Below are 26,246 nucleotides of genomic sequence, written 5' to 3' on the forward strand. Positions count from 1 at the left end.
ATCTTGATGACTTCACTGATTCTCTGCGCAACGCCATTGGCCAGCGGCGTGACGGATCGGATCGACTTCATGCAAACTCGCCCATGATCACCCCAAAGTTTCCCATGAATACGCCGATACATGCCTGATAAACTGACCGGCTCGCAGATAGCCCCTTGCGACGCATCGATTAAGGAGATCCAACGGACATGATTGTCGGCATTGACCTGGGCACCACCCATAGCCTGATCGCAGCATGGCGCGACGGCGCGGCGCAACTGGTGCCCAACGCATTGGGCGAGTGGCTGACACCGAGCGTGGTAGGCCTGGACGACGAAGGCCGCGTCATGGTCGGCCGCGCGGCGCTGGAGCGCCTACAGACCCATCCCCAGGTCACCGCCTCGCTTTTCAAGCGCTACATGGGCAGCGCCCGCCTCACCACGCTTGGTCATCAACAGTTCAGGGCCGAGGAACTCTCGGCCATGGTATTGCGCAGCTTGCGCGAGGATGCCGAGCGGCATTTCGGCGAACCAGTGGAAGAAGCCGTCATCAGCGTCCCCGCCTACTTCAGTGATGCCCAGCGCAAGGCCACGCGAATTGCCGGTGAGCTGGCGGGCTTCAAGGTCGAGCGACTGATCAATGAACCCACCGCAGCCGCACTCGCCTATGGCTTGCACCAGCGCGATAACGCCAGCACCTTCCTGGTTTTCGACCTCGGCGGCGGGACTTTCGACGTGTCCATCCTGGAGCTGTTCGAAGGCATCATGGAAGTGCGCGCCAGCGCCGGCGACAACTACCTGGGCGGGGAAGATTTCGACACGCTGCTACTCCAGGATTTCGTTGCCGCACAGACGGGCAACACCGAGGGGCCACTGGCCCTTGAAGACGCGCAGCTCTACGGTCGGCTGCGCCGTGAAGCCGAACGCGTGCGCAAATCCCTGGGCCAGGAATCAAGCGCAACGTTTGCAGTACGCCAGGGCGAGCGCGAATGGCGTCGCGAATACACCCAGGCCGGTCTGACCGATCTGTATGCACCCCTGTTCAGCCGCCTTCGAGCCCCTATCGAAACCGCTTTGCGCGATGCCCGTATCCGCGCCAGTGAACTGGACGAAGTGTTGCTGGTGGGCGGCACCACCCGCATGCCCCTGGTGCGTAAATTGGCCGCCAGCCTGTTCGGACGTTTTCCCTCGATCCAGCTCAACCCCGATGAAGCCGTGGCATTGGGCGCCGCCGTGCAGGCAGGGTTGAAAAGCCGCGACGCGGCACTTGAAGAAGTCGTGCTCACCGACGTCTGTCCTTATTCCATGGGCATCGAAATTACGGTCGAGTATGGCGGCAAGCTCGAAAGCGGCCATTACCTGCCGATCATCGAACGCAACTGCGTGGTGCCCGTGAGCAAGGTCAAGCGCGTGTTCACACTCCAGGACCAGCAAAAGGTCGTACTGCTGAAGGTCTATCAGGGCGAAAGCCGTCGGATCAGTGAAAACATTCTCCTGGGCGAACTGGAAATTCCGGTGCCGCTTATGCCTGCCGGGGAAGTGGGGATCGACGTACGTTTCACTTACGATACCAACGGCCTCCTGGAAGCCGATGCGCAGATCGTCCAGACGGGAGAACAACGCAACCTGGTGATCGCCAATAACGCCGGCGTGCTGGATAGCGAAGAGATCAGCCAGCGCCTCAAGGCCCTGGAAGCGCTGAAGATCCATCCACGGGATGAACAACCCAATACCTTGCTGATCGCCCGGCTGGAACGTCTTTACCAGGAAAGCCGCGGTGATCTGCGCCAACAGATCGATGAGCTGGCTACCCGTTTCGCCCAGATGCTCGATACCCAGGAACTGCACGACATCCGCGCGCTTCGGCTGCAGATCAGCGCGCAACTCGACAGCCTTGAAGAAGGTGTCTGGCGATGACTTGCTGGGTGGTACTCGGGCTGCCCGAAGACGCCGATAAGCGCAGCATCAAGCGCCAGTATGCAAGTCTGCTCAAACAGCATCGCCCAGACGAAGATCCCGAAGGTTTCCAGCGCCTGCGTGAGGCTTACGAGCAGGCATTGGAATGGGCTGACTGGCAGCAGGACGTGTCCGTCGACGAAGAACAGCCCGCCCCCATCGAGCTGCCCCTCATGGAACTGCCAACCCCGAGGCAGGCACCGACAGGGCCCTCCCCCAGCCAGCGTCTGGCGGCGCAATGCCTGGAGGCGATAGACGCGACCAACCTCGCCAGCCGCCTGACGCAGGCGCGTCTTTATGCCTGCGAGCGTGAATTCGAACACGGCCTGCTGGAGTTTTGCCTGGCGCAGGAAGATACCTACGACCTGGCCGAAGCGGCCATTGCCCAATTGCACTGGCTGACCCCTTGGCAACGCGAGGACCTGCCCAGCGCCGCCACCGAGCAACTGCGCGGCAGGCTCATGGATCTGGCATGGTCTCGCCTGACCGGGGCCTGGCACGATAGTCAACGCTTTCTCGATGTCGCCCGCCAGCTCGACGCCAGTCCTTGGCTACAGACCCTGGACGCTCGGCAATGGCTGAACCGCTGCCTGGCCATGGCCCTGCTGCAAGCACCGACTTGGTCCGAGCAGTTGTTCGATGCCATCTGCGCACAACAGGGCTGGAAGCAGACCGGCCACCATAGCCCGTGTCCAGAACCCTGGTGGAGTCAACTCCTGGCGCGCAGCCATTGCGCCACGTTCCTGGCGCAACAGGCTCGCCTCACTCAGTTCTTCGACAGCAGCGAGTCCCAGGCCTCGCGCATGCTGTTTGGATCACTCGATGAAGACGCCCGAGTGCGTTTGAGCATGACCTTCAGCGCTGCGGACTGGGATGCCTGCGATACGCTGTATCGCACCGTTCAGCTTCGCTACCCGCAGATACTGCACGAAAAGCCACAACTGAGCCCGGACAACTGGCGTGCGCTGCGGCGCCAGCCGCCGATCCTGGCCGTGCCATTGGCCATACTCGGCACTTCGATCTGCATGAGCTGGCTCTATGAATATCGACTAGGCGGCTCGTTCTACACCAGCGTGATCGATATGTTGCTTCGCGCCCTGCTGCTGGGTGTCGTCGGCTGGGGACTTCACGCAGTGTGCAAGAAACTGAGCCGCAAGGCCTGGCGCCTGGACGATTGGATAAATGTTCGTTACGGCCGCTGGCTGAGTTTACGACGGCCCTCCCCGTTGCCGATCCGCGAAAACCTCTGGGTCGCGCTGCTGGGCGGGCTCATCTACGTAGCCGGCGGATTGCCCGGGGCGGCGACCTATTTCGCAATTCTCGGTGTGCTGGGTGCCTTGAGCCGGCGCGCGCCCTTCGAACGCGGCAAGTCTATCCTGACCCGACTCTATGACCGGGTGCCTGGCGATGTGCTTATCGGCCTGTTCCTGGGCATGCTCGTGCCCATGGTCTTGTTGGGTAATACCTGGGCCAACGGCGTGTATCTGGGCAAGAACGAAGGCCTCCAGGTCTGGCCACAGCGCATCTGTGCTGCTCGAGAGTCGACGGCTTCGCCGTGCCCAGCGGGACTTTCTGCAACCCAGTGGCAAGCTTTCAAGGAACCCCAGGTCAATCAACCATGATCAGTACCCGCGCATTCATCACGGCGGTTGTCGTGCTACTGACGATGACTTGGCTGGTCCAGCGCCTGGCCGGGCCGACGAACGACGATAAGGAAAACCGCGCACATTGGGCCGAGGTACAGGAAATAAGTACCTGCCTGGTGGACGGCGCGGAGCTATTTGAGCAACGCTATATCGACTACCGTACCCCCCAGGCCTTGCCGGAGGAGGAATGGATTCGCAGGATGAGATTCAAAGGCTTCGGCATGGGCTCGGGCATCGACGCCGAGGAGTTCATCCGGCCTCAGGGTAGGTCGCCATCACCCTGCAAGCATGGGTTTAGTGGCGGCGAGCCCGGTAGCCTGCAGGCTCTCGCTCGAAATTACATCAAGGCCTATGACGACCTGCGTCCCATCGCCCAGACCGCCGAACTATGGCTGAACAACCATCGCGATCAGCCTCTGCCTGGCGAGCTCGAAAAAGTGGATCGTGCCCTGACCCTGCATCTGCAGGACGCGCGCGCCCAGGCGATACCGTTGCGCCAGGCGTTGGAGCAGCCGCAGCTGCAGGTACGTGAGCAACAGCTGGCATCCATCGAAAAGCATCAGGGACAGGACCAGCATTGGCACACGCTGCGCTTCATGATCCTCGCCCGCCAGACCATCAACGCCCTCGACGCCATGACCGAAGGGGCCCCCCTGACGCCGCAACAACTGCTCACTCTGCATCATTCGCTGGCAACCAACTGGACGGAGACCGAAGCCTTCGTGCAAGCCCTGCCCCGTCTGCGCTCGGCTAACGGTGGCCCGCCCGTGTGGAACAAAATCAGCCTGGCAGCCAAGGAATGGCTTGCCGCCCTCGAACGTTTGCAACAACACTGGGGGTCTGGAGACGACGCCGCGGAACTGAACCAGGACCTTGCTGCTGCACGGGCCGGGTATGACGAATTGCGGATGCGTTACAACGCTGCGGTGCAGCTCCAGTATTGAAAACTCATTGAGTTGGAGTGGGCCTATGGTTTCCATAGCTGTAAAGGAAGAAGTCCGGGAACGTCTGCGTCGTGCCGAGGACGAGCATGCAGTGAAGATCCTGCTTGCCGTAGAATCAGGCAGCCGCGCCTGGGGATTCGCGTCCCCCAATAGCGACTACGACGCACGCTTCATCTACGTCAATAAACCTGAGTGGTATCTCTCGGTCGGCCTTGAGGAACAACGTGATGTCATTGAATACCCGATTGTTGATGACATGGACATCAATGGCTGGGATCTGCGCAAGGCCTTGAGGCTTTTCTGGAAGTCAAATCCGGGGTTTGTCGAGTGGGTTCAGTCCACCATCGTCTATGAACACTCCGGCTCCTTCCACGAACGTGCCAAAGCGTTACTCCCGCAGGTGTACTCGGTTGAAAGCGGTATCTACCATTATCGCAGCATGGCAAAAACCAATTACCGGGGGTACTTGCAGGCTGCTGAAGTACCGCTAAAAAAATATTTCTACGTACTGCGGCCATTGCTATCGGTACGGTGGCTGGAGCGCTTCGATCAACCCGCCCCCATCGAGTTTGACAAGCTGCGCGAAGTCATCGACGGCGAGCCCGAGTTGCACCTTGCCATCGATGACTTGCTTGCGCTCAAGCGCGCATCACCAGAAATGGGGCTTTCGCCTCAGATCATGCCTATTCAGAAATTCATTGAGCGGGAACTGAATAGACTTGAGGAGATCAAGCCGACCCGTAGCGAGCGCAAGGAAGTAGAGCCGTTACTGTCGGAACTGTTTCGCTCGGTACTGAAGGAAACGTGGAGATAACCCAAGTCATTGGCTTCATCGAAAGTCGCTTGGACGAATTTAAAACGTACAAGCGCCCCCTAACGCGGTCCAGCGTGAATCAAATTTCTAGATCGAAAGCGCAAAGCGGCCTCCACCCTCGACTTCCTCGCTACCCAACAGCGCTTCAGGCACAAACCCGCACCGTTCAAGGACCTTCCTTGAGCCGACGTTGCTCTCATAGACATAAGCCACCAGTTGCGTAAGCGCCCAACGCATCCGTGCCGCCTCGATCAGATGTTTCAGGGCCTGCGTTGCCAGCCCTTGCCCGCAAACGCGTTGATCAATGCGATAGCCCACTTCGGCGCAACCGTGTGGTGAATGGATGCCTTTCAAATTCGCTCGCCCGACGATTCTCCCGCAGGAATCTTCGATCAAAAACGGGTGCCAGGCGCCCTCGGCAAAATCGGCCAGATAGCTTTCAATGTGATCAGTGACGCCCGTCCGTGAATAAAAGGCTGGGGCGCGGGCGTCGATATGCGACTCGAACCATTCACGGTTGAGGATCTCGAAGGCCAGAAGCGCTTCGACGTCGGTACTCTCCAGCTCGCGAATCCTGAATGGTGTCACTGATTGCTTCTCCCGGGGCTGAAGCGCAATCGTAAGGTCGAGTGATGGTTCATGGCGAGGATTTCTGCTTGAGCGGTCTTGTGTTGGGGGGGCTGCTGCGCAGCCCAGCGGGGCGGTGCGACGTTTCGCTAAATCCCCTCGCCACAAGGTTATTCATTTGACGCGGGACATAAACGAAAAATGCTCCGTACCTTTCGATACGGAGCATTTCTTCAAGACTTCCGCGGATTGCCAGGGCTTCACGCGACGGTGAGTCTCCTGGTTCAATCGCCTGCAGAATTCAGAGGGATTCTGCATCTCCTATCGGGGAGTCGGAACGGAACCTGCCTGGCGTCCTTCAGGCGTTTTGGTTCCAGGGACGGTCTCCATGCTCGTCCTTGATGCGCGTCGGCAAGCCCATCACATCCAACGCCTCGAGGAACGCCTCGGCGGGCAGCTCCTCGACGTTGACCATGCGCTGCACGTCCCACTCGCCACGGGCCACCAGCAAGGCTGCGGCCACGGGTGGCACGCCTGCGGTATAGGAAATACCCTGGCTGTCGGTTTCGGCGTAAGCGTCCTCGTGGTCGGCCACGTTGTAGATGAACATCTCGCGCGGCTGGCCATCCTTGACGCCCTTGACCAGGTCACCGATGCAGGTCTTGCCGGTGTAGCCCGGCGCCAGCGAACTCGGATCAGGCAGCACGGCCTTGACCACTTTCAGCGGCACGACTTCCAGGCCTTCGGCGGTCTTGACCGGTTGCTCGGAGAGCAGGCCGAGGTTCTTCAGTACGGTGAACACGTTGATGTAGTGCTCGCCGAAGCTCATCCAGAAACGCACGTTGGGCACGTCGAGGTTCTTCGACAGCGAGTGCACTTCGTCGTGGCCGGTCAGGTACAGGTTCTGCGAGCCTACGACCGGCAGGTCGTCGGTGCGCTTGACCTCGAACATGGTGTTGCTGGTCCACTGGCTGTCCTGCCAGCTCCACACCTTTCCGGTGAACTCACGGAAATTGATTTCCGGGTCGAAATTGGTGGCGAAATATTTGCCATGGGAGCCGGCATTGACGTCGAGAATATCGATCGAATCAATGCGGTCGAAATGCTGTTGCTGCGCCAGTGCCGCATAGGCATTGACCACACCCGGGTCGAAGCCCACGCCGAGAATGGCGGTGATGTTCTTTTCCTGGCACTCCTGGAGGTGGTTCCACTCGTAGTTGCCGTACCAGGGCGGCGTCTCGCAGACCTTGCCCGGTTCTTCGTGGATGGCGGTGTCCAGGTAGGCCACGCCGGTATCGATGCAGGCACGCAGCACCGACATGTTGAGAAAGGCAGAGCCGACGTTGATGACGATCTGCGACTCGGTTTCGCGAATCAGCGACTTGGTCGCTTCGACATCCAGAGCGTTCAGTGCAAAGGCCTTGATGTCGGCGGGTTGCTTGAGGCTACCCTTGGCCTTGACGCTGTCGATGATGGCCTGGCATTTGGAGATGTTGCGCGACGCGATAGCAATACGACCGAGTTCGTCGTTGTGCTGCGCGCACTTGTGGGCCACCACCTTGGCGACACCTCCTGCACCAATGATAAGTACGTTCTTCTTCAATTTCTTCATTTCTCCTTCCGCCAGCTCAAGACAGGCTGGACAGATAGTCGTCGTAAACAAACTCGCGAACCACCTCGACGCTGCCGTCGAGTTGCTTCACTACGATGGACGGCATTTTCAGGCCGTTGAACCAGTTTTTCTTGACCATGGTGTAGCCCGCTGCGTCGATGAACGACAGCCGATCGCCGATGGACAGCGGACGATCGAATTGGTACTCGCCGAAAATGTCTCCGGCCAGGCAGGATTTGCCGCACACCATGTAGGTGTGTTCGCCCTCGCTCGGTGCCAGCTTAGCGTCCAGGCGATAGATCAGCAGATCGAGCATGTGCGCCTCGATGGAGCTGTCCACCACGGCCAGGTGCTTGCCGTTGTAGAGCGTGTCGAGCACGGTGACTTCCAGCGATGCACTCTGGGTGATCGCGGCCTCGCCCGGCTCCAGGTAGACCTGCACGCCATATTTTTGCGAGAAGGCCTTGAGCCGTGCGCAGAAGGCGTCCAGGGCGTAGCCCTCGCCGGTGAAGTGAATGCCGCCACCGAGGCTGACCCACTCGACCTTATGCAGCAAGTGACCAAAGCGCTCTTCGATAGTGCCCAACATCTGGTCGAACAAACCGAAATCGCCGTTCTCGCAGTTGTTGTGGAACATGAAGCCGGAGATATGCTCGATGACTTGCTCGATTTTCACCGGATCCCATTCGCCCAGGCGGCTGAACGGTCGCGCCGGGTCGGCCAGCAGGTAATCGGAGCTGCTCACTTGCGGATTGACCCGCAGGCCGCGGACCTTGCCGGCCGACACTTCGGTGTAGCGCTGCAACTGGCCGATGGAGTTGAAGATGATCTTGTCGCAGTTGGCAAGCATCTCCTCGATTTCATCGTCAGCCCAAGCGACGCTGTAGGCGTGGGTCTCGCCCGCGAACTTCTGCCGGCCGAGCTTGAGTTCATAGAGCGACGACGACGTGGTGCCGTCCATGTACTGCTGCATCAGGTCGAACACCGACCAGGTGGCGAAGCACTTGAGCGCCAGCAAGGCCTTGGCCCCGGACTGCTCACGCACGTAGGCGATCTTCTGCATGTTCGCCAGCAGCTTTTGTTTGTCGATAAGGTAGTACGGGGTTTTGATCATTTTCGAGGCCTCCGGGCAAGGCGAGCCAAAAAAGGATGCGCATTGTGCCTTCACTGACTGCAGATCGAAAGAGCGAAAAGCCCCGTTCACGCAATCATCCTGATCCAGGCCCACGCTTTGCGATAACCGGACATACCGACTGCCCAGGCGATGAAATGCTGGATGATCGGGTAAAGAAGGGGTCGCCGAAGAGGCGTCGATGCTCGAAATCGAGCCATCGCCGATAGACGGCAATGGGCAACAACCGTCCGTGATCAGTGCTGATGCATCAGGTCATGCAGAACGCCGAACCTCAGGCCCGGCTCGGAAGCAATCATCTGCGAGATACCGAAGACCTTGAATGCCGCCAGCATGATCGCCAGGCCACCGGGCAGGATGCCCAGGCGATGGCTTTGCAAGCCGGCCAACCTGAGCTGGTCGACATGGCCGACTTCCAGCAACCGCAGCGACAGACGCAACAATCCACCGTAGGTAATGCCGCCTTGCCCAACATCGTTGAAACCATTGGCCTTGAGCACTTTGGTCAACATCCGCGCCGTACCGGAAGAACCGATTGCCTGCTGCCAGCCCTGGGCGCGATAACCCGCCGCGACTCTTTCAAACTGCAGGACAGCCACTCGCTCCGCCTCCAACAGCGCCTGGGCGGTGATGCATCCGCCCCGAAAGTAACGCGCACCAAAGGTGCCACTGCCGATGGCGATGCTTTCCGTCAGCAACGGTTGAGCGCCCTGCCCCAGAATCAATTCGGTCGAGCCACCACCGATGTCCACCACCAGCCGCGGGTGCTCGACACCGGGCACCGTATGGGCAACACCGGCGTACACCAGCCGCGCTTCTTCATGCCCGGACAGCACGTCGATCCGAAACCCCAGGTGCCGCTCGGCGCTGGCCAGGAACAGCTGGGCATTCGCCGCTTCGCGCACGGCACTGGTCGCCACCGCCCGCACCCGTCCGGCTTCAAAGCCACGCAGTTTTTTGCCGAATCGGGCGAGCGCCTGCCAGCCCCGATCCAGCGCCAGCTCGTCCAAAGCCCCGGCCTGCAGGCCCTCGGCCAATCGGACAGGCTCGCGCAGGGTTTTCACTTCCTGGATCATCAAGCGTCGATTGCGCTTGACCGACTGGCCGATCATCAAGCGGAAGGCGTTAGAACCCAGGTCAATGGCCGCGAACAGAGGGGCGTCGCCTTTCATAGCGGTGTTCCTTGATTCATCAGCCAGCAGGCACAGGCGCTGCGGACTTTCCACGATGGTTTGCGAGGATCCTGCCATGGATTCGATGACACCTGGATGACACCCCTGGCGCTCGGCCATGGAAAACAGACGCGTGCCGACGAAATTTCGGCGAGCCCCGGCCTTCGAGCGCAATCGATAAAACCCGATCGTGAAGGCATCCTCCACAGATGGACAAAAACAAGGTCGGCCACTTCGACGCCGACACCCGCCGAAACCGTCGCCATGCTGACCATCGACGCCGCCGACATGTTCGGTTTGCCGGTGTCCACGACCCATGTGCCTCATATGACTAAGGCCTCGTGACCGCCTGTGGGAGCGAGCCTGCTCGCGAAGGCATCGACACCACCGCCATCTCCACACACTGGCCCACTGCTATCGCGGGCAGGCTTGCTCCCGCAAGGGTTTGGGTGAGTTCAGGGCAAGAAACGGTTAATATCGCGCTCTTTCGTCTACCCTCACAGAGCGGCGTACCGCCCTCCACGTGGGCGTGATGCGTCACCATTCCTTGCCTTCATGTACCGGAGATCCTCCATGCTCAAGCGTTCCCTGGCATTGGCCGTCGGCGTTGCCCTGTCGTTTTGCAGCCTGCTGTCCCTGGCCGCCGACACCCTGAAAGTCAGTGCAATTCCCGATGAGGCGCCGACCGAGCTGCTGCGCAAGTTCAAACCGCTGGGTGCCTATCTGGAACAGCAAACCGGCATGAAAGTCGAATTCGTCCCCGTCAGCGACTACCCCGCCGTGGTCGAGGCACTGGCCACCGACCGGATCGACATGGCCTGGCTGGGGGGGTTCACCTTTGTGCAGGCACGCCTGAAAACCGGCAACGCCATCCCCCTGGTCCAGCGTGAACAGGACGCCCAGTTCACCAGTAAATTCATCACCGCCGACCCGGCCGTCAAATCCCTCGCCGACCTCAAAGGCAAGACCTTTGCCTTCGGTTCGGTGTCGTCGACGTCCGGTAGCCTCATGCCGCGCTATTTCATGCTCAAGGACGGCATCAAGCCTGAAAGCTACTTCAGTCGCGTAGGCTACTCCGGCGCCCATGACGCCACCGTCGCCTGGGTCCAGGCCGGCAAGGTGGACGCTGGCGTGCTGAACGCCAGTGTCTGGGAAAAACTGGTCGCAGCCGGCAAGGTCGACACAACCAAGGTCAAGGTCTTCGCTACCACCCCTGCCTACTTCGACTACAACTGGACGGTGCGCGGTACCCTCGACCCAGCGTTGGCGGCCAAGATAAAGGCCGCCTTCCTGGCACTCGATCCGGCCAACCCGAAGGACAAGGAAATCCTCGATCTGCAGGCCGCCAGTCGCTTCATCGAAACCAAGCCTGAGAACTACAAGGGCATCGAGGAAGCCGCACGCGCCGCCGAACTGCTCAAATGACCCTGCAACTGACCCAGGTCAGTGTTACCCATGCCAACGGCGTCCAGGCGCTGCGGGGCATCGACCTGCACATCGGTGCCGGCGAACAGGTCGCCATCATCGGCCCGTCTGGCGCGGGCAAGTCAAGCCTGCTCAACCTGCTGGCCACCGCCCTGCGCCCAGGTAGCGGCGCGCTGCAGTTGCTCGGCGAACGCGCCTGGCAACTGTCTGCCCGCCAGCGTCAGCGCCTGCGCGCTCGCATCGGCCTGATCCACCAATCGCCGCCGCTGCCGCCACGTCAACGCGTGGTCACGGCGGTCCTGGCCGGAAAGCTCGGTCAGTGGGGCATCGGCAAAAGCCTGTTGAACCTGCTGCATCCGCTGGATATTCCAGGCGCCAGGGCGGCGTTGGCCCGGCTGGACCTGGGCGACAAATTGTTCGCCCAATGCCAGCAGCTGTCGGGCGGACAGCTGCAACGCGTGGGCATTGCCAGGGTGTTGTATCAGGCGCCAGAGGTGCTGCTGGCCGATGAACCGGTTTCGGCCATGGACCCGGTATTGGCCCAGCACACGCTTTCGGTGCTGTGCCGCCATGCCCGGGAGCACAACGTCACCCTGGTCGCCAGCCTGCACGCGGTGGAACTGGCCTTGGCCCACTTCTCCCGGGTCATTGGCCTGCGTGATGGACAGATCCTGTTCGACCTGCCAACCGAAGCGGTCGACCGCCAGTTGCTCGACGCCCTCTACGCCAACGAACAGCTACAGTCTTCGCCAACGCCCCCCTCTTCCTTGAGCGTGCAGATCCCCCGATGCTGACACGCGATACCCGAGACCCCGCCACCCGCCCGCGCCTGCTGCTCAGCCTGCTGGCCCTCGTGCTGCTGTGGCCGGGCATCCAGTTCAGCGAACTGGACCTTAGTGTGTTGGTGGCGAGCGACAGCCAGAGTGAAATGGGCCGGTTTGTAGCGGCCTTCTGGCCTCCCGCCCATGGCGACGAATTTGTCGAACTGCTGTGGCAAGCCACCTTGCAGACGCTGGCGATCGCCACGGCCGGCATGGCGTTGGCGTTGCTATTGGCGGTGCCCGCGAGCCTGCTGGCCAGCCGCGCCCTGTCGTTGTCGGCGGCCTCCCGTGCCGGACACCCAGGTTATTGGGGCCAACTGCTGCGCTGGCCGGTGCGCGGCCTGCTGATCTTCCTGCGCAGCGTCCCGGAAATTGTCTGGGCCTTGCTCTTCGTCCGTGCCGTCGGCCTCGGCCCTACGGCTGGCGTACTGGCGATTGCCATTACCTACAGCGGCATGCTGGGCAAGGTCTATGCAGAAATCTACGAGTCGGTCGACCAGCGTCCGGCCCACGCGCTCCTGCAATCCGGCAGCAGCCGGCTCGCCGCTTTCTGCTATGGGATCCTGCCCAATGTCGCGGCGGAGCTGTTGTCATACACGGTGTATCGCTGGGAATGCGCCATCCGCGCCTCGGTGGTGATGGGCTTCGTCGGTGCCGGTGGCCTGGGCCAGCAAATGGACCTGTCGCTGAGAATGTTCGCCGGCGGTGAAGTGGCCAGCCTGCTGCTGACGTTCCTGGCGCTGGTGCTGCTGGCCGATCAACTCAGCCGCCTGCTGCGCTGGAGGCTGGCATGAATCGCCTGATCAACGCGGTCATTGTCCTGTGCATCGGTGCGGCAGTCGTCGTCTCGTTCCGCTACCTGGGCATCGACCTCGGCGAGCTCGGCGACAGCCGCAATTTGCACCAGATGGGCGCTTATGCGCAGCGTTTTCTCAGCCCGGACCTGAGCCTGGGCCATCTGAAGGCGATCGGCCACGGCGCCCTGGAAACCCTCGCCATGTCGGCCCTTGGCACCCTGCTCGCGGCGGTCTTCGGCCTGCTATTGGCCTTGCCTGCGGCCGGGCGTTTTGGCTGGCCGCTGCAGAGCGCTTCGCGGCTGGTGCTCAATGCCTTGCGCGCGGTGCCAGAACTGGTGTGGGCGGCGTTGATGGTCCTCGCCGCCGGGCTCGGCCCCAATGCCGGCACCCTGGCCTTGGCCCTGCACACCACCGGTGTGCTCGGCCGGCTGTTCGCCGAAGCCCTGGAAAATACCCCATCCGAACCGGCCGACGCCATCCGCCTGCAAGGTGGCAATGCGGTATTGGCGTTCTGTTACGGCACGTTACCCAACCTCCTGCCCCAGCTACTGGCCTATGTCCTGTACCGCTGGGAAAACAATATCCGCATGGCCAGCGTGCTCGGCTTCGTCGGCGCCGGGGGCTTGGGGCAAATGCTCTACGTCAGCCTCAGTCTGTTCCAGGAGGCCCAAGGCAGCACGGTGATCCTGGCGATGTTGCTACTGGTTTTCGCGGTCGATACGTTGAGCAGTTGGAGTCGCCAACGCTGGGTCAAGGCTTGAGAGCCTGGGGCGTGAAGCCACGCTCACACTGGCCCTGAGTAGGAGCAGGCGAAGCCTGCGATCTTTTGATCTTTTGATCTTTTGATCTTTCGCTTGAGACTCAAGTGTTTTTGGGAAGATCGCAGCCTCGTTGCACTCGACAGCTCCTACACAGTTCCTACACAGCGCCTATACCGCGCCTACTCGGTTTCTACACCCTCTCCATCAGCGCCTCCTGCGCATCCGCCTCGCCGTGCAACAGCTCGATCACCCAGTCGATAAACACCCGAACCCTGGGTGACAGCTGTCGATGGGGCGGGTACACCGCAGAGATCGGCCAGGTTGGCACGTTGTAATCCTCAAGTACCTGAACCAACCGGCCCTCGGCCAACTGCTGTTGCACGTGATAACGCGGCGCCTGGATCAAGCCGAATCCCGCTTCACAGGCCGTCACATAGGCGTCGGCATTGTTGACGTTCAGCTCACTTGGCAATTGCATTTCGCGAACCCGCCCCGCCACCTCGAATTCGAACGGGAAGAACCGCCCATTGCCGGACGCAAACCCGATGGCCCGGTGCGCCGTCAAATCCTCCAACCGCCCGGGCGTGCCGGCGCGGGCCAGATAGCCGGGGCTGGCACACGTCAGTTGATGCAGGCGCACGATGGGGCGCGCCACCAGCGCCTGGTCGACGACATTGCCGGCGCGGATTGCACAATCCACGCCCTCGCGCTGCAGATGGACCTGACGGTCATGGAAGCCGATGTCCAGTTGCAACGCTGGGTAACGGCAATAGAAATCCGGCAGGCGCGGCACGATCCAGGTGCAACCAAAGGCGATGGGCATGTCCACTTTCAGGGTGCCGCGCGGCTGGCTGCGTTGCACCGACAACGAACTTTCGAGGTCATCGAGGTCGTCCAGCAACTGGCCGCTGCGCTGGTAATACGCTTGCCCATCAAGCGTTGCCCGCACCTGCCGGGTGGTGCGCTGCAGCAGTTGCACCCCTAGATGCGCTTCCAATTGCTGGATCAGCAGGCTGACGGTGGCCCGCGGCAGCCCAAGGTCATCGGCCGCCTTGCCAAAACCGCCCAGTTCAACAATGCGCCGGAACACCTGCATGGCCTGTAATCGGTCCAATCTCGCGCCTCACTATTTAGATATCACGAACAGTTAAACCAATAATCATGGATTTATCCAGGAAACCGTTTGATAGAGACTGCACAGGTCGTTCATTTCCAGGAGCTATCAGCATGAAGACTCGCCAACTCGGCCATCACGGCCCGCACGTTTCCTCCATCGGCCTGGGCTGCATGGGCATGTCGGACTTCTACACCACGGGCGTGGACGAGCGCGAAGCGATTGCCACGCTCCACCGCGCCGTGGAACTGGGTGTGACGCTGTTCGACACCGCCGACATGTACGGGCCGCATACCAACGAAGAATTACTCGGACGGGCCCTGCGTGGCAAACGTGAAGGCCTGTACCTGGCGAGCAAGTTCGGCCTGGTGCGCAGCAGCGATCCCCATGCCCGTGGCGTCAATGGCCGTCCTGACTACGTCCGGCAATCTATCGATGGCAGCCTCAAACGTCTCGATACCGATTACCTCGACCTTTACTACCAGCACCGCATCGACCCTGAAGTGCCCGTCGAAGACACCATCGGCGCCATGGCCGAGCTGGTCAAAGCCGGCAAGGTTCGCCACATCGGGATCTCGGAAGCCAGCGCCGAGACCATCCAGCGGGCCCACGCCGTGCACCCCCTGGCAGCGGTGCAAAGCGAATACTCGCTGTGGTCCCGTGAGCCCGAACACAATGCCGTGCTCGACACTTGTCGGCGCCTGGGCATTGCATTCATCGCCTACAGCCCCTTGGGCCGGGGCTTTTTGACCGGCGAGCTGAAATCACCGGAGGACTTCGCCGCCGATGACTATCGCCGCTTCAACCCGCGCTTCCAGGCCGACAACTTCAATCGCAACCTGGCCCTGGTAGCGCGGGTCAAGGCATTGGCCCTGGACAAGGGCATCAGTGCTGCGCAGTTGGCCTTGGGCTGGGTATTGGCCCAGGGTGACCATGTCATCCCGATCCCCGGCACCAAGCAGCGCAAGTACCTGGAAAGCAATGTGGCGGCCGTTTCGGTGATGTTGAGCGCTGACGAACTGGCCCAACTGGATGGGATTTTCGCAGGCGAAGGTGCCGTGGCGGGCGACCGATACCAGGCGCACACGATGACGCTGTTGAACGGTTGATCCTACGGCGGGGCCGACCATTTCGACAGGCCGGATTCAAGCCGGCGCCAGCCCAGCCGATAACCCTATTAAGAATAGCTACCAGACCTCCGGGTTCTGCCAGTTGCATAGGGTGATAATCAATGGGTTTGCCGCTTAATCGCCTACTGGTGTGGGGCGTCCTGATGTTCCTCGCTGCAAGCGCTTGCGCGGCAGAGACGCCGTTGCGCATCGTGACGGAGGAACTGCCGCCCTACAACATGACGCAGAACGGCCGAGTGACCGGCATGAGCACCGAGGTGGTCCAGGCCGTGCTCAAGGAAGTCGGCATCGACGCGCCACCTATCCAGTCCATGCCGTGGGCCCGGGCCTACGAACTGGCGCTCAATGAACGCAATGTATTGATCTACTCGATCGTCCGCACGCCTGCACGCGAGCCGCTTTTCCAGTGGATCGGCAGCATCGGCCCGACGCAGTGGTACATCTACTCGCTGGCGGACCGGCCGGTGAAACTCGACTCGCTGGCCGATGCCCACGGGCACCAGATCGCCACGGTCAATCAGGACGTGGGTGAGCAATACCTGATCTCGAAGGGTTTTCGCATCGGCAAGGAATTGCAGTCGAGCACCAAGTACGAACACAACTACCGCAAGCTCAAGGTCGATCACGTGGAGCTGTGGATTTCCAATGAGCTCAACGCGCTGTACCTGACGCGTCAAAATGGCGAAGACCCGGACAAGTTGCTGATCCGCTCGCTCGCGCTTCCCGAGATAAGCAGCGCCGACGGCTTGAGCATGGCGTTCAGCCGCAATACGCCGGCCGATACGGTGGCGAAGTTCCGTGCTGGCCTCGAGGCCATCCGGCGCAATGGCGTCTACGATGCCATCCTGCGCAAATGGTTATGACATGGATGCCAATTTTCGTAAGGCCTCCTCCCTACAACCAGAGACCAAAGCGTTCAGCTCCCTAGGACGCCGCCTGGTATTGGCAACGCTGTTGTTCTGCCTGCTTTTTACCCTGGCAATGGTCACCTGGCGTACCTGGTTGGCCTGGGAAAACAACCTGGCGGAAATGAATTCGGAACTGGCCCTGATCGACCAAGTGTTCCAGAACACCCTGGCCCATGCCATTTGGGAACTGGACCGTGAATCCCTCGACCAACAAATCGCCAGCGTCGCCATGGCAGCACCCGTGGGTCGCGTGGTGTTGAACATCCTGCGCCCCGGACAAGCGCCTGAAGTCATCGAGGTCAATCGATACGCCGTCGATCAATCAGGCGTGGTGCCGGTGTTGCATCGCCAGCTCATCGCACAACCCTACGCCGGGGCCCATGAAATAGTCGGTGCGCTGACCATCGAAGGCGACGATAACCTGCTGTGGGAGCGCCTCTGGGACGAAGCACGCAGCATCGTCATCACCCAGCTCATCCAGTCCTTGCTGCTGGCCGGGTTGATCATGACCGTGTTCAACCGCCTGGTGACCGTGCATGTGGTGCACATCGCCCGGCACCTGGGCGAACTGGCGCCGCAAGCCCTCAAGTATCACCTCAAGCTGCAACGGGCGGTAAAGCGCCAGGACGAGCTGAGCCTGCTCGAATTCCAGGTCAATACACTCCAGGACAATCTTCGCGCCCATTTGGAACGTCAGCATTCGGACGAACTGGCCCTTGCCGCCAGCCGCGACCAAATGGCCGAACTGGTCGAGGCCCGCACCGCAGAATTGAAGGCGGCCAACCAGGCCCTCGAAGCGCTGTCACGTCACGATGATTTGACGGGGCTGGCCAATCGTCGCTATTTCGACGAGTTGAAGGACATCGAGTTTCGCCGGGCGATACGCCACAGGACCCCGCTGGCCGTGCTCATGTGTGATGTCGATTTCTTCAAGATCTACAACGACACCTACGGCCACATGCAGGGTGACTTGTGCTTGAAAGAGATCGCCGAGACCCTGCGCAGCGTGTTCGGCCGCTCTGGTGAACTGACCGCGCGCGTAGGCGGTGAAGAGTTCGTCGTGGTCCTGCCCAACGTCGACGCCGCCCAGGCCTGCGAGGCCGCCCAACGTTTGCGTACAAGCCTGGCGGAGCGTGAACTGCCCCACAGCGGTTCCAAGGTATCGCCGTTTGTCACCGTGAGCATCGGCGTCGCCGAGCTGGACCCGGAGACCATGGACCACTTCGATCAACTGCTGCAACGCGCCGACCAGGCGCTGTACCGGGCCAAACACAAGGGACGCGACTGCGTTGCCCTGTAAAAACCATCGCGCGCCATGAGGTCTGCATATGCACATTCGCCTGATACTCTGTTCATGCTTGCTACTCACCTCGATCAGCCTGCAAAGCCACGCCGAGACGATCGAAGTCGTGACCGAAGATTCCCTCTATGCCTACCTGCATGACGACAAGGTCGTCGGGCCGGGCAGTCGTATCGCCGAAGAAACACTGAAAAACGCGCAGCTCACCGACTACAGCCTGACGCTGTACCCGTGGGCCCGGGCCTACGAAAAGGCGCTGCACGAGCCTAACGTGTTGATTTTCCCGCTGGACCGCACCCCGGCCCGCGAGCAGTTGTTCAAATGGGTCGGTGAAATACATCGGGTGGCGAGCCGACTCTATAAGCTGCGAGACAGTGAAGGCATCGCCGTCAACAACCTCGAGGATGCCAAGCAGTACAGCATCGGCGTGGTGCGAAACGACGCCAAACAGATTTACCTGCAACAGCGTGGGTTTACCCGACTGGTCATCTCGTCCAACTACCACGACAACTTTAAAAAACTGCTGAATCGCCAGATCCAGTTGCTGCCGATGCCGGAGAACACCGCGCGCCTGATGAGCAAGGATGCCAAAGTGGATTTCACTTCGCTGGAAGAGGTCTATACCCTCGACGAGCAACCCCACAGGGTCCACCTGGCCTTCAGCCTGAGCACTCCGGACGAAGTCGTCGCCAAGGCCCAGCGCGCTTTCGAGCAGCTCAAGGCTTCTGGTGAAGTGGCGCGGATCATGCTCGAACAGCGGTAGACTCTGGGGGATCACACCACAAGCAACGATGAGGTATGTCCCGATGAGCCAAGCGTCCTACGTTCCGCCCAAGGTCTGGAAAAATGACGCCCCGTCTGGCGGCCAGTTCGCTAGCATCAACCGCCCTACCGCTGGGCCGACTCACGAAAAAACCTTGCCGATTGGCAAACACCCGTTGCAGCTCTATTCCCTGGCCACGCCCAATGGCGTGAAGGTGACCATCCTGCTGGAGGAACTGCTGGCGTTGGGTCATACGGGCGCGGAATACGACGCCTGGCTGATCCGCATCAGCGAAGGCGACCAGTTCTCCAGCGGTTTTGTCGAGGTCAACCCCAACTCCAAAATCCCGGCCCTGCTGGACCGCAGCGTGGAACCTGCCACCCGTGTCTTCGAGTCCGGTTCGATCCTGCTGTACCTGGCGGAAAAATTCGCCGCCCTCCTGCCCACCGACCCGGCGGGCCGCACCGAAACACTGAACTGGCTGTTCTGGCAGATGGGCTCTGCCCCGTACCTGGGTGGCGGCTTCGGGCATTTCTACGCCTATGCGCCGGAGAAATTCGAATACCCGATCAATCGCTTCACCATGGAGGCCAAGCGTCAACTCGACGTCCTGGATCGCCGCCTTGGCGAAAGCCAATACCTGGGAGGCACCGACTACACCATTGCCGACATCGCGGTCTGGCCTTGGTATGGCCAACTGGTGCGCAACAACGTGTACGGCGCCGCCGAGTTCCTGAGTGCCCACGAATACACCCATGTGCAGCGCTGGGCCGAAGAGATCGCCAAACGACCGGCCGTCCAGCGCGGACAGCGGGTCAACCGCACGTGGGGTGACGAAGCGAGCCAAGTGCCAGAGCGGCATGAGGCTGGGGATCTGGACTGAGGGCCAATCGCCACACCTGACGCGTTCAAGCCGGCAGTGTCAGGCCCCGGTCGCTGAAATACCGGCTCAACGTTGCCGCAGACGCGTGGGGATCCGCCAGGGCGACGTAGGTATCGGGACGCAGCAGATAAGCGGCGTCCCGACACAACCCGGCTTTATGATGCTCATCCTGCCAGGTGAACGTGTGCAGGGGGATCTGGTGCTGGCAGCTCCAGGCTTCCAGATCCGCCCGGGCCTTACCATAGACATGCACCTGCCAGCCGATGGACGCGAGCGGTTCGTAGTTGTCGGCGCCCGGCACCGGAACCCATGGCAAACGGTCACCGCCCAGCACGTCACCCGCCTTACCGGCACTCAACGGGCTCTCGTGATAATTCAAGGTGGTTTGGGACACCATCCGGAACAGGTACTCACGCACGTTCTCGCGTTTATAGGCAACGCTCGCAAAAAGCGGGGCGATGCGTGTGCGCACGAAGTCGGCAAAATTGCCTTGGGTGGTTGCAAAGGTGAACAGCCGGTCCGTCGTTTCCACCAGTTTTTGCGCAAACGCCTGGCGTTCGGCCTGGTAGCTGTCGAGTAACGCGTCGGGGGCCTGTCCCTTCACGACCGCCGCCAGTTTCCAGGCCAGATTGATCGCGTCGAGGATGCCAGTGTTCATGCCTTGGCCACCGGCCGGGCTGTGGACGTGTGCGGCGTCTCCGAGTAGAAATGCCCTGCCCCAGCGAAACTGATCCGTGACGCGATGATGGACCCGGTAGGTGGAGAACCAATTCACGTGATTGATCCTGATGTTCAGGCCGTTGATGGCGTCATGACCAACGTCCTCGAACGTGAGCGTCTCTGGAAGTTCTGCGCGTTCATCGCGAACCGTACCGATCAGGCGATATTGGTCAGTTTCGCCATAGAAAAACGCCAACACGAATTCGGATTTATCAAAAGCGATATGGGCCTCATCCGCAGGCTCGAAACCGCTGGCAGACACGTCCGCCACGTAGAACAGCTGCTTATAGGTACCGCCCTCGAAGCCGCTTCCCACCTGATGACGCACGAGCGAACGCGCGCCATCGCATCCTGCGAGGTAAGCGGTCGTGAGCGTTTCTTCGCGACCCTGGGCGTGTTGCAAGCGCGCGGTAACATGCTCGCCACGGTCCTCGAAGGACACCAGTTCGGTCTGCCGCTCGACTTCGACACCCAGGGTCTGAAGCTGCTCGACCAACAGCCGCTCATGACGGTCCTGGGGGTAAATGAGGACAAAAGGATAAGGCGATACATCCCCACCAGCGTCCACCAACGCAATCCGCGCCTTGCGTTTCCCCCGGGCCCACAGGTTCATGGCTGGGGTTTTGTACCCGGCCTCGATGACCGCACCGGCCATGTCGAGCTGGCGATAGAGTTCAAGTGTGCGGGCCTGGACGGCCATGGCACGCGAGGTTTCCCCCGGTCCGCGACTCTTGTCGACAATCCTGACAGCAAGCCCCTGCCGGGTGAGCCATAAAGCCAGAACCAATCCAGTAGGACCGGCTCCCACAATGAGAATGTCCGTTTGCGCCATGTTCAAGCCTCTGGAGGACGGATGACTCTGGAGGCACTTAATAATGGTCGAGGAAGGCCGGATGTCAACGAACGGGCGGCGGGCAAGCTGACTGCATGGGTTCTGTGGCTACTGTGGGAGCTTGCTCGCGAAGGCGTCATGACATTCAACATCGAAGTCGACCGACACACCGCTATCGCGAGCAGGCTCGCTCCCACCCGTTTTTCATCAGGTGTTCAGCGCTTGGTCGCCAGCTTATACCCAGCACCCGCCGACGCCGGAGCCGTTTCATTGGCCAGCGCAAAAACACACTCATCCAGATAAGGCCTGACATCCGCCCATTTCCTGCGATCGGCGATAAAACCTCTCAGCTTCTTGCCCGCATCCACGACATCCGGTTCATGGGCCATCAGCATGAGCCTGACTGGGGCTTTTTGTGGCGGCATCGCTTCAGATCCTATGCAGTCGGAGGTCAGAATGCCGCATCGAGCACCGAGCCGGTAATCGGGTTCTCAAGGAGTGCACGCGACCGGCTTTTTTCCTTTTCCTGGGGTGTCGTTTGTGCTGTTGATGCCGTGAACCAGGCCCAACTGCACAGCGAATGTTCTGGATGTTGGCGTCGTCGACTTGAACATTGTTGGAGCCGCATCGTAGGGCTAAACACTGTATTCTGACCGCGTTTTGTCGCTACCAAGGACCCAGGTATGTCGCTTCCCGGCGAGCACAATGCTTTCTCCGACATAGACGGATTTTTCATGAAACAGGCTCTGGATCAAGGCAGACGCGCACTGCCTGATTGCCTGCCCAATCCGCCTGTAGGGTGCGTCATCGTGCGCAGTAACTCGATTATTGCCAGTGGCTACACCCAGCCTCCGGGACGGCACCATGCAGAGGCGATGGCGCTGTCAAAACTGGAACAAAATTTCGACGAACTGACGGCTTACGTTACGCTGGAGCCTTGCTCATTCGCGGGCCGAACACCTTCATGCGCCCTGGCGTTGGTGAGCGCGGGCGTTACCCGAGTTTATGTTTCGATGCTGGATCCCGACCCTCGCAACGCTGGAGCGGGTGTCGCGATGCTTCGACGAGCAGGAATAGACGTTACAGTCGGCCTACTCGAAGAGCAGGCCCGTCGGGATTTGGGCCCGTATCTGCACGACGAGCAGCCGGCTGGCCAGCACAAAACCATGAAAGCCTTATCAATTGTGCGCCCTAGTGGAGGAAGGATCGCTTCAGGGCAGAAGACGCTTGAAGTCCGCCGCTGGCATCCGCCGCTGGCCCCCTCTGAAGATCTTCTTATCGTTGAAAATGGGCGATACCTCCACGCCGAGGGTGACGAGGATGAGGGAACTGCTGTCGCAATTGTGCGTGTGAACGCAGTTCGCCCATTCGCTGTTGCTGATATGCAAGCCGCCTGTGCAAGCAGTTTTTCAGAGGGCTGGCTCGCTTGGGAATTAAGCGATGTAAGACCCATCAAACGCCCGTTCGTGGTACGAGCAGCGCGAGGTATCTACGAGGTAGATCTCCCATACGTTGATCGTCCTCTTTAAACCAAATGCCAGGCCGAGATCAGTGCCTCAGGGACAGACCACGATTTGAATTCACCTGTAATCTTTCCGCCCCATAATCGCGGTCTGCCCCCGCCTTTCCCCTTCGAAGAATCGGGATGCGTCGTTAGCTATGGGAGTGTTTTGATTCCTCGGGTCTAACCGTCATGACTTTCACTGCATCATCAATCACTGCTTTGCTCATCTCCATTAAATGATGAGCGTCCCAGGCATGACGGTCCGTTTTCCTTTCGAAGATTGCGTCCTCTGCAAGCCGGTAGGCGAGATGCAAGAGATCTGACGCTTGTAGCAACGTTTCATTTAACGGAACACCGCCGTTAACGCGGAACAGCTGACTATCGGAGAGGGTTGCTATCGATCCATAGCATTCACACTCCACGTCTGCGCAGGTGCCCCTTTCCGGTTTTTCTCTTGATATCCCCCTTCCTGACAGCGTTTAGCAATTTCTGGAACGTTGAGCATTCAATGTGACGAGCAGCCGGGCAGCCCGCTACTAGACGAAGCTCGTCGCGTATGACGCTGAGTCGCTCGATAGTACGGTCTAGTTCGTCTGCCTTTTCGTTAAGCCGCTGACGATCAATGTCAGGCTGTCCCTCTGCGTCCAGCATGGCGAAGAGATCGTCTAGTGAAAGCTCTGCCGATTGCCCGAGCGCGATCAAGGACAAACGCTGGAGTACATCGGCACGAAACACACGACTCAGGCCACGACGACCGATTGAACTGATAAGACCTTTCTCTTCGTAGTAGCGCAGCGTTGAAGCCGGTAGACCGGAACGTCGTACCACCTCACCAATATCCAGCTCTTTCATGCTTGACCTCAAGTCGACTTGAACTTGCAGACTGCTGGGATCAAACCGCCAAAACAGGCTCAAGGCAAGGAGCAATACCATGGGAATAGCCGAGACCACACTGCGCATTCTGTTTGTTGGAATGGGGGCCACGTTGATTATGGACGTGTCGGGTTTTGTTCAAGCACGGGTGTTTGGTCTAGCGTCGCTTGACTATGGCTTGGTTGGTCGCTGGCTGGGCCACATGTTGCAAGGACGGTTTCGTCATGCCTCGATCATGGCGGCGCCTCCTATCAGGAATGAATGCCTGATGGGGTGGGTGTTCCATTACGTCACAGGCATTGTTTTCGCGATGGTGCTGATCGGTGCGAAAGGGCCTGCATGGATCTGTAACCCCACGCTAGTACCTGCGCTGGTGATGGGGGTGGTCAGTGTGATTGCGCCTTTTTTCATCATGCAGCCGGCGCTCGGTTTCGGCGTTGCCGGTTCGAAGACAGGGGTACCTAGCGTGGCAAGGCGCAGGAGCGTCATTGCACATCTGACATTCGGACTGGGACTTTTTGTGGCGGCATCGCTGTTGATGATGCTCTTTCCGACATCGTTCTGCCTAAGTTGAACACCTTTGGTACATCGGTGGTGCTCAGGGTGCGATATGGCTGGAATACGGAATGACCAAACTGCACCGGCCCTCTTCAAGTAATGATTTGAATACTCGGCTGTGAGCTGATAGTTCAGCCTGGTTGTTGGCTTCGATCAGTGCTTGTGCACTGGCCCGGGTGTAGCTAGCCGTGGGGCGTTGTACTTCAGATTCGATGCTGTCTGGGGGAACGGTCGGTTCGGGTTTGTTCGGCAGGACTCAGTACACCATGAGAATCGCGATGGCGCACCTGTCGATCGGCGAAGGGCGATGACGAGCAGGTTCTCGTCTTGCACCTGGGGTGGTGGGCGTGGTGATTGCCAAGACGCCATCATCGATGGCATAGCGGGTGGCGCCTTGCCGTCCAGGCGTCATGGAGCTGTTTTTTTAAGTTCTCCTTCGGACCTCTACGAAAGTCGCTGATCAACAGGCGGAGTAAACCCCAACCAAAAGCCCCTATGGACCGCCCCCGCAAATAGCACAAGCTCACGCCCATACAAGTCCCCAGCCGTGACCGCTACAGAGAAAGGACTCCGCACGCATACCTCGTACGCGTCACGTCGCGCTTAACCGAGTCCAGCCATGAACCTACTGAACCTCTTCAACACAGCCCGAGCCCGCACTCAAGGGGCTGTCAGCGTGGCCTGCACCTCTGCTGAACTGGACCAGGCGCTGGCCAACGTGCGTATCACCCCAGCGTTGGTCACCGGGTTCGTCTCCCCCCACCTGGACATCGACCAGATCGCCGCCAAGGTCAAGAAGCGCTTTGCCCACAGCGCCATCAGTCTGTGCACGACGTCGGGTGAGTTGTGCAACGGCGCGAACGCACTGTACTGCCAGACCGGCGAGACCTGGGATCGGGTGGTGCTGCAACTGTTTGACGCCAGTGTGATTGTGTCGGCCGAGGTGGTGATGGTGCCGCTGGAGTGCGAGGACATTCGCGGTGGCGGCAAGCGCTTGGCCATGCGTGAGCGAATCACCAGGCTAGTGACTAACATCAAGCAGGCGCAAGTGAGCACGCCCATTGATCATCGCGATACCTTGGCCTATGTGGTGTTCGATGGTCTTTCGGCTTCCGAGTCGTTCTTTATGGAGGCGCTCTATGAGTCGGGACGTTTCCCTTGCCTGTTCGTCGGCGGCTCGGCCGGGGGCAAGACGGATTTCAAAAAGACCCTGATCAGTGATGGGCAGCGCAGTTATCAGAACCACGCGCAGATCGTCTTCCTGAAAACCGCCGCGGACGTGCGCTTCGGCGTGTTCAAGAGCCAGAACTTCCAACCTGCCGGGCTGACGTTCAACGTACTGACCGCGTCGGTCGAAGACCGCACCATCGACCAGGTCATCGACAGCCGTGGCAACATCAAGAGCATGGTCCAGGCACTGTGCGAGGCATTCGAGTGCAGTGCCCAGGCGCTGGAACAGAAGCTGGCCGATTATTCATTCGCCATCCGCGTGGGCGATGAGCTGTTCGTGCGTTCCATTGCCCGCGTCGACTATCAGCAGCAGATCATCCAGCTGTTCTGCGACGTGGCACCCGGAGAAGAGTTGGTGATGGTCAAGCGCACGCCCCTTCGCGAGGCGACCCGACTCGACTACGAGAAATTCCTCAAGGGTAAAGGTGGTCATCCGCTGGCCGCCATTCTCAACGATTGCATCCTGCGGCGGCTCAACAACAGCAGCGACCTGGGCAGCATGGCCGGTATTTTCGGCGATGTGCCGTTGGCGGGCTTCTCGACGTTTGGTGAAATCCTCGGTTTGAACCTTAACCAGACGCTCACGGCGATTTTCTTTTTCAGAGTCACCAAGGGCGCCCGTTTTGTCGATGAGTACGTCGACAATTTCATTGCTCACTATGGCGAGTTCAAGGCGTTTTTCCTGCGCCGCCAGGTCAAGAAGTTGGCGGGCCTGAACCATGTCGTGGTCAAGCAGATCATGGCGTTCAAGATGAATGACTTCAGCAGCGCCTTGGACACTCGCGGCCTGGACAACACCATCCTGC

The 26,246-nt window shown here is 60.1% G+C and carries 24 protein-coding genes and 2 pseudogenes; 17 read left to right on the top strand and 9 right to left on the bottom strand.

Translation table 11 applies throughout. The features are described from left to right. Positions 1-188 precede the first annotated feature (188 nt). Genes AACY42_RS17690 through AACY42_RS17705 form a run of 4 tightly spaced genes read left to right on the top strand, consistent with a single transcriptional unit; the run spans position 189 to position 5,338 of the window. Positions 189-1,895, top strand: coding sequence for a molecular chaperone HscC (locus AACY42_RS17690; protein ID WP_339481266.1), 1,707 nt, complete (start codon positions 189-191; stop codon positions 1,893-1,895). Beyond that, on the top strand, positions 1,892-3,556 hold the full coding sequence (locus AACY42_RS17695; protein WP_339481267.1) for a J domain-containing protein: 1,665 nt from the start codon (positions 1,892-1,894) through the stop codon (positions 3,554-3,556). The genes AACY42_RS17690 and AACY42_RS17695 overlap by 4 nt, the downstream gene beginning before the upstream one ends. After that, positions 3,553-4,524 (top strand): DUF3829 domain-containing protein, encoded by a 972-nt coding sequence (locus AACY42_RS17700; RefSeq protein WP_339481268.1) that lies wholly within the window; start codon positions 3,553-3,555, stop codon positions 4,522-4,524. The genes AACY42_RS17695 and AACY42_RS17700 overlap by 4 nt, the downstream gene beginning before the upstream one ends. Positions 4,525-4,549: 25 nt before the next feature. After that, positions 4,550-5,338: a nucleotidyltransferase domain-containing protein gene (locus AACY42_RS17705; RefSeq protein ID WP_339481270.1), complete on the top strand. Its 789-nt coding sequence runs from the start codon at positions 4,550-4,552 to the stop codon at positions 5,336-5,338. Between the two features lie 87 nt (positions 5,339-5,425). On the opposite strand, the gene AACY42_RS17710 is transcribed toward AACY42_RS17705, so the two are convergent. From AACY42_RS17710 to AACY42_RS17725, 4 genes are all read right to left on the bottom strand, one after another. Continuing rightward, the gene (locus tag AACY42_RS17710) at positions 5,426-5,926 is read right to left on the bottom strand and encodes a GNAT family N-acetyltransferase (RefSeq protein ID WP_339481271.1); all 501 of its coding nucleotides are present in this window, start codon (positions 5,924-5,926) and stop codon (positions 5,426-5,428) included. Between the two features lie 337 nt (positions 5,927-6,263). Then, positions 6,264-7,508, bottom strand: a complete 1,245-nt coding sequence (locus tag AACY42_RS17715) for a saccharopine dehydrogenase family protein (RefSeq protein WP_339481313.1) — start codon at positions 7,506-7,508, stop codon at positions 6,264-6,266. A gap of 25 nt (positions 7,509-7,533) precedes the next feature. After that, positions 7,534-8,631 carry a carboxynorspermidine decarboxylase gene (locus tag AACY42_RS17720; RefSeq protein ID WP_339481272.1) on the bottom strand — a complete coding sequence of 366 codons (1,098 nt, stop codon included), beginning with the start codon at positions 8,629-8,631 and terminating at the stop codon, positions 7,534-7,536. A gap of 254 nt (positions 8,632-8,885) precedes the next feature. After that, positions 8,886-9,821: a Ppx/GppA family phosphatase gene (locus tag AACY42_RS17725; RefSeq protein ID WP_339481273.1), complete on the bottom strand. Its 936-nt coding sequence runs from the start codon at positions 9,819-9,821 to the stop codon at positions 8,886-8,888. Positions 9,822-10,067: 246 nt separating this feature from the next. Between AACY42_RS17725 and AACY42_RS28710 the strand changes: the two are divergent. The 5 genes and pseudogenes from AACY42_RS28710 to phnE (AACY42_RS17750) form a co-directional block, all read left to right on the top strand. Further along, a pseudogene (locus tag AACY42_RS28710) lies at positions 10,068-10,142 on the top strand (hypothetical protein); the annotation flags it as partial. Between the two features lie 252 nt (positions 10,143-10,394). Beyond that, positions 10,395-11,246, top strand: a complete 852-nt coding sequence (locus AACY42_RS17735; protein ID WP_339481274.1) for a putative selenate ABC transporter substrate-binding protein — start codon at positions 10,395-10,397, stop codon at positions 11,244-11,246. Beyond that, the gene (locus AACY42_RS17740; RefSeq protein ID WP_339481275.1) at positions 11,243-12,040 is read left to right on the top strand and encodes a phosphonate ABC transporter ATP-binding protein; all 798 of its coding nucleotides are present in this window, start codon (positions 11,243-11,245) and stop codon (positions 12,038-12,040) included. The genes AACY42_RS17735 and AACY42_RS17740 overlap by 4 nt, the downstream gene beginning before the upstream one ends. Then, on the top strand, positions 12,034-12,861 hold the full coding sequence (phnE, locus tag AACY42_RS17745) for a phosphonate ABC transporter, permease protein PhnE (RefSeq protein ID WP_339481276.1): 828 nt from the start codon (positions 12,034-12,036) through the stop codon (positions 12,859-12,861). The genes AACY42_RS17740 and phnE (AACY42_RS17745) overlap by 7 nt, the downstream gene beginning before the upstream one ends. After that, positions 12,858-13,625, top strand: coding sequence for a phosphonate ABC transporter, permease protein PhnE (phnE, locus tag AACY42_RS17750; RefSeq protein ID WP_339481277.1), 768 nt, complete (start codon positions 12,858-12,860; stop codon positions 13,623-13,625). Before phnE (AACY42_RS17745) ends, phnE (AACY42_RS17750) begins: the two co-directional genes overlap by 4 nt. A gap of 190 nt (positions 13,626-13,815) precedes the next feature. On the opposite strand, the gene AACY42_RS17755 is transcribed toward phnE (AACY42_RS17750), so the two are convergent. Next, positions 13,816-14,739: a LysR family transcriptional regulator gene (locus tag AACY42_RS17755; RefSeq protein WP_339481278.1), complete on the bottom strand. Its 924-nt coding sequence runs from the start codon at positions 14,737-14,739 to the stop codon at positions 13,816-13,818. A 113-nt stretch (positions 14,740-14,852) separates the two neighbouring features. Here AACY42_RS17755 and AACY42_RS17760 point away from each other — a divergent pair, with 113 nt between their 5' ends. The 5 genes from AACY42_RS17760 to yghU all read left to right on the top strand — a co-directional run bounded on the left by AACY42_RS17760 (position 14,853) and on the right by yghU (position 19,723). Next, entirely contained in the window at positions 14,853-15,848 is a 996-nt protein-coding gene (locus AACY42_RS17760) for an aldo/keto reductase (RefSeq protein WP_339481279.1), read from the top strand. A 122-nt stretch (positions 15,849-15,970) separates the two neighbouring features. After that, on the top strand, positions 15,971-16,732 hold the full coding sequence (locus tag AACY42_RS17765) for a substrate-binding periplasmic protein (RefSeq protein WP_339481280.1): 762 nt from the start codon (positions 15,971-15,973) through the stop codon (positions 16,730-16,732). 1 nt (position 16,733) lies between these two features. Continuing rightward, positions 16,734-18,077: a diguanylate cyclase gene (locus AACY42_RS17770; protein WP_339481281.1), complete on the top strand. Its 1,344-nt coding sequence runs from the start codon at positions 16,734-16,736 to the stop codon at positions 18,075-18,077. Between the two features lie 28 nt (positions 18,078-18,105). Further along, on the top strand, positions 18,106-18,840 hold the full coding sequence (locus AACY42_RS17775; protein WP_339481282.1) for a substrate-binding periplasmic protein: 735 nt from the start codon (positions 18,106-18,108) through the stop codon (positions 18,838-18,840). A 43-nt stretch (positions 18,841-18,883) separates the two neighbouring features. Further along, on the top strand, positions 18,884-19,723 hold the full coding sequence (yghU, locus tag AACY42_RS17780) for a glutathione-dependent disulfide-bond oxidoreductase (RefSeq protein ID WP_339481284.1): 840 nt from the start codon (positions 18,884-18,886) through the stop codon (positions 19,721-19,723). A gap of 25 nt (positions 19,724-19,748) precedes the next feature. On the opposite strand, the gene AACY42_RS17785 is transcribed toward yghU, so the two are convergent. Next, positions 19,749-21,275, bottom strand: a complete 1,527-nt coding sequence (locus AACY42_RS17785; RefSeq protein WP_339481286.1) for an FAD-dependent oxidoreductase — start codon at positions 21,273-21,275, stop codon at positions 19,749-19,751. Positions 21,276-21,490: 215 nt separating this feature from the next. After that, positions 21,491-21,700 (bottom strand): hypothetical protein, encoded by a 210-nt coding sequence (locus AACY42_RS17790; protein WP_339481287.1) that lies wholly within the window; start codon positions 21,698-21,700, stop codon positions 21,491-21,493. Between the two features lie 258 nt (positions 21,701-21,958). Here AACY42_RS17790 and AACY42_RS17795 point away from each other — a divergent pair, with 258 nt between their 5' ends. Then, the gene (locus tag AACY42_RS17795; protein ID WP_339481288.1) at positions 21,959-22,804 is read left to right on the top strand and encodes a deaminase; all 846 of its coding nucleotides are present in this window, start codon (positions 21,959-21,961) and stop codon (positions 22,802-22,804) included. 124 nt (positions 22,805-22,928) lie between these two features. Here the strand turns inward: AACY42_RS17795 and AACY42_RS17800 are convergent, their stop codons facing one another. Continuing rightward, the gene (locus AACY42_RS17800; protein ID WP_339481290.1) at positions 22,929-23,201 is read right to left on the bottom strand and encodes a DUF3077 domain-containing protein; all 273 of its coding nucleotides are present in this window, start codon (positions 23,199-23,201) and stop codon (positions 22,929-22,931) included. Beyond that, the gene (locus AACY42_RS17805; protein ID WP_339481292.1) at positions 23,191-23,631 is read right to left on the bottom strand and encodes a helix-turn-helix domain-containing protein; all 441 of its coding nucleotides are present in this window, start codon (positions 23,629-23,631) and stop codon (positions 23,191-23,193) included. The genes AACY42_RS17800 and AACY42_RS17805 overlap by 11 nt, the downstream gene beginning before the upstream one ends. Positions 23,632-23,710: 79 nt before the next feature. Between AACY42_RS17805 and AACY42_RS17810 the strand changes: the two genes are divergently transcribed. Together AACY42_RS17810 and AACY42_RS28715 are read left to right on the top strand one after the other, a co-directional pair. After that, a complete protein-coding gene (locus AACY42_RS17810) occupies positions 23,711-24,226 on the top strand; it encodes a DUF2938 domain-containing protein (protein ID WP_339481294.1) in 516 nt (171 codons plus the stop codon). 603 nt (positions 24,227-24,829) lie between these two features. Further along, a pseudogene (locus AACY42_RS28715) lies at positions 24,830-25,984 on the top strand (FIST signal transduction protein); the annotation flags it as partial. Between the last annotated feature and the right edge of the window lie 262 nt (positions 25,985-26,246).

It is taken from the genome of Pseudomonas sp. RL_5y_Pfl2_73, from assembly GCF_963970515.1.
Lineage (GTDB): Bacteria > Pseudomonadota > Gammaproteobacteria > Pseudomonadales > Pseudomonadaceae > Aquipseudomonas.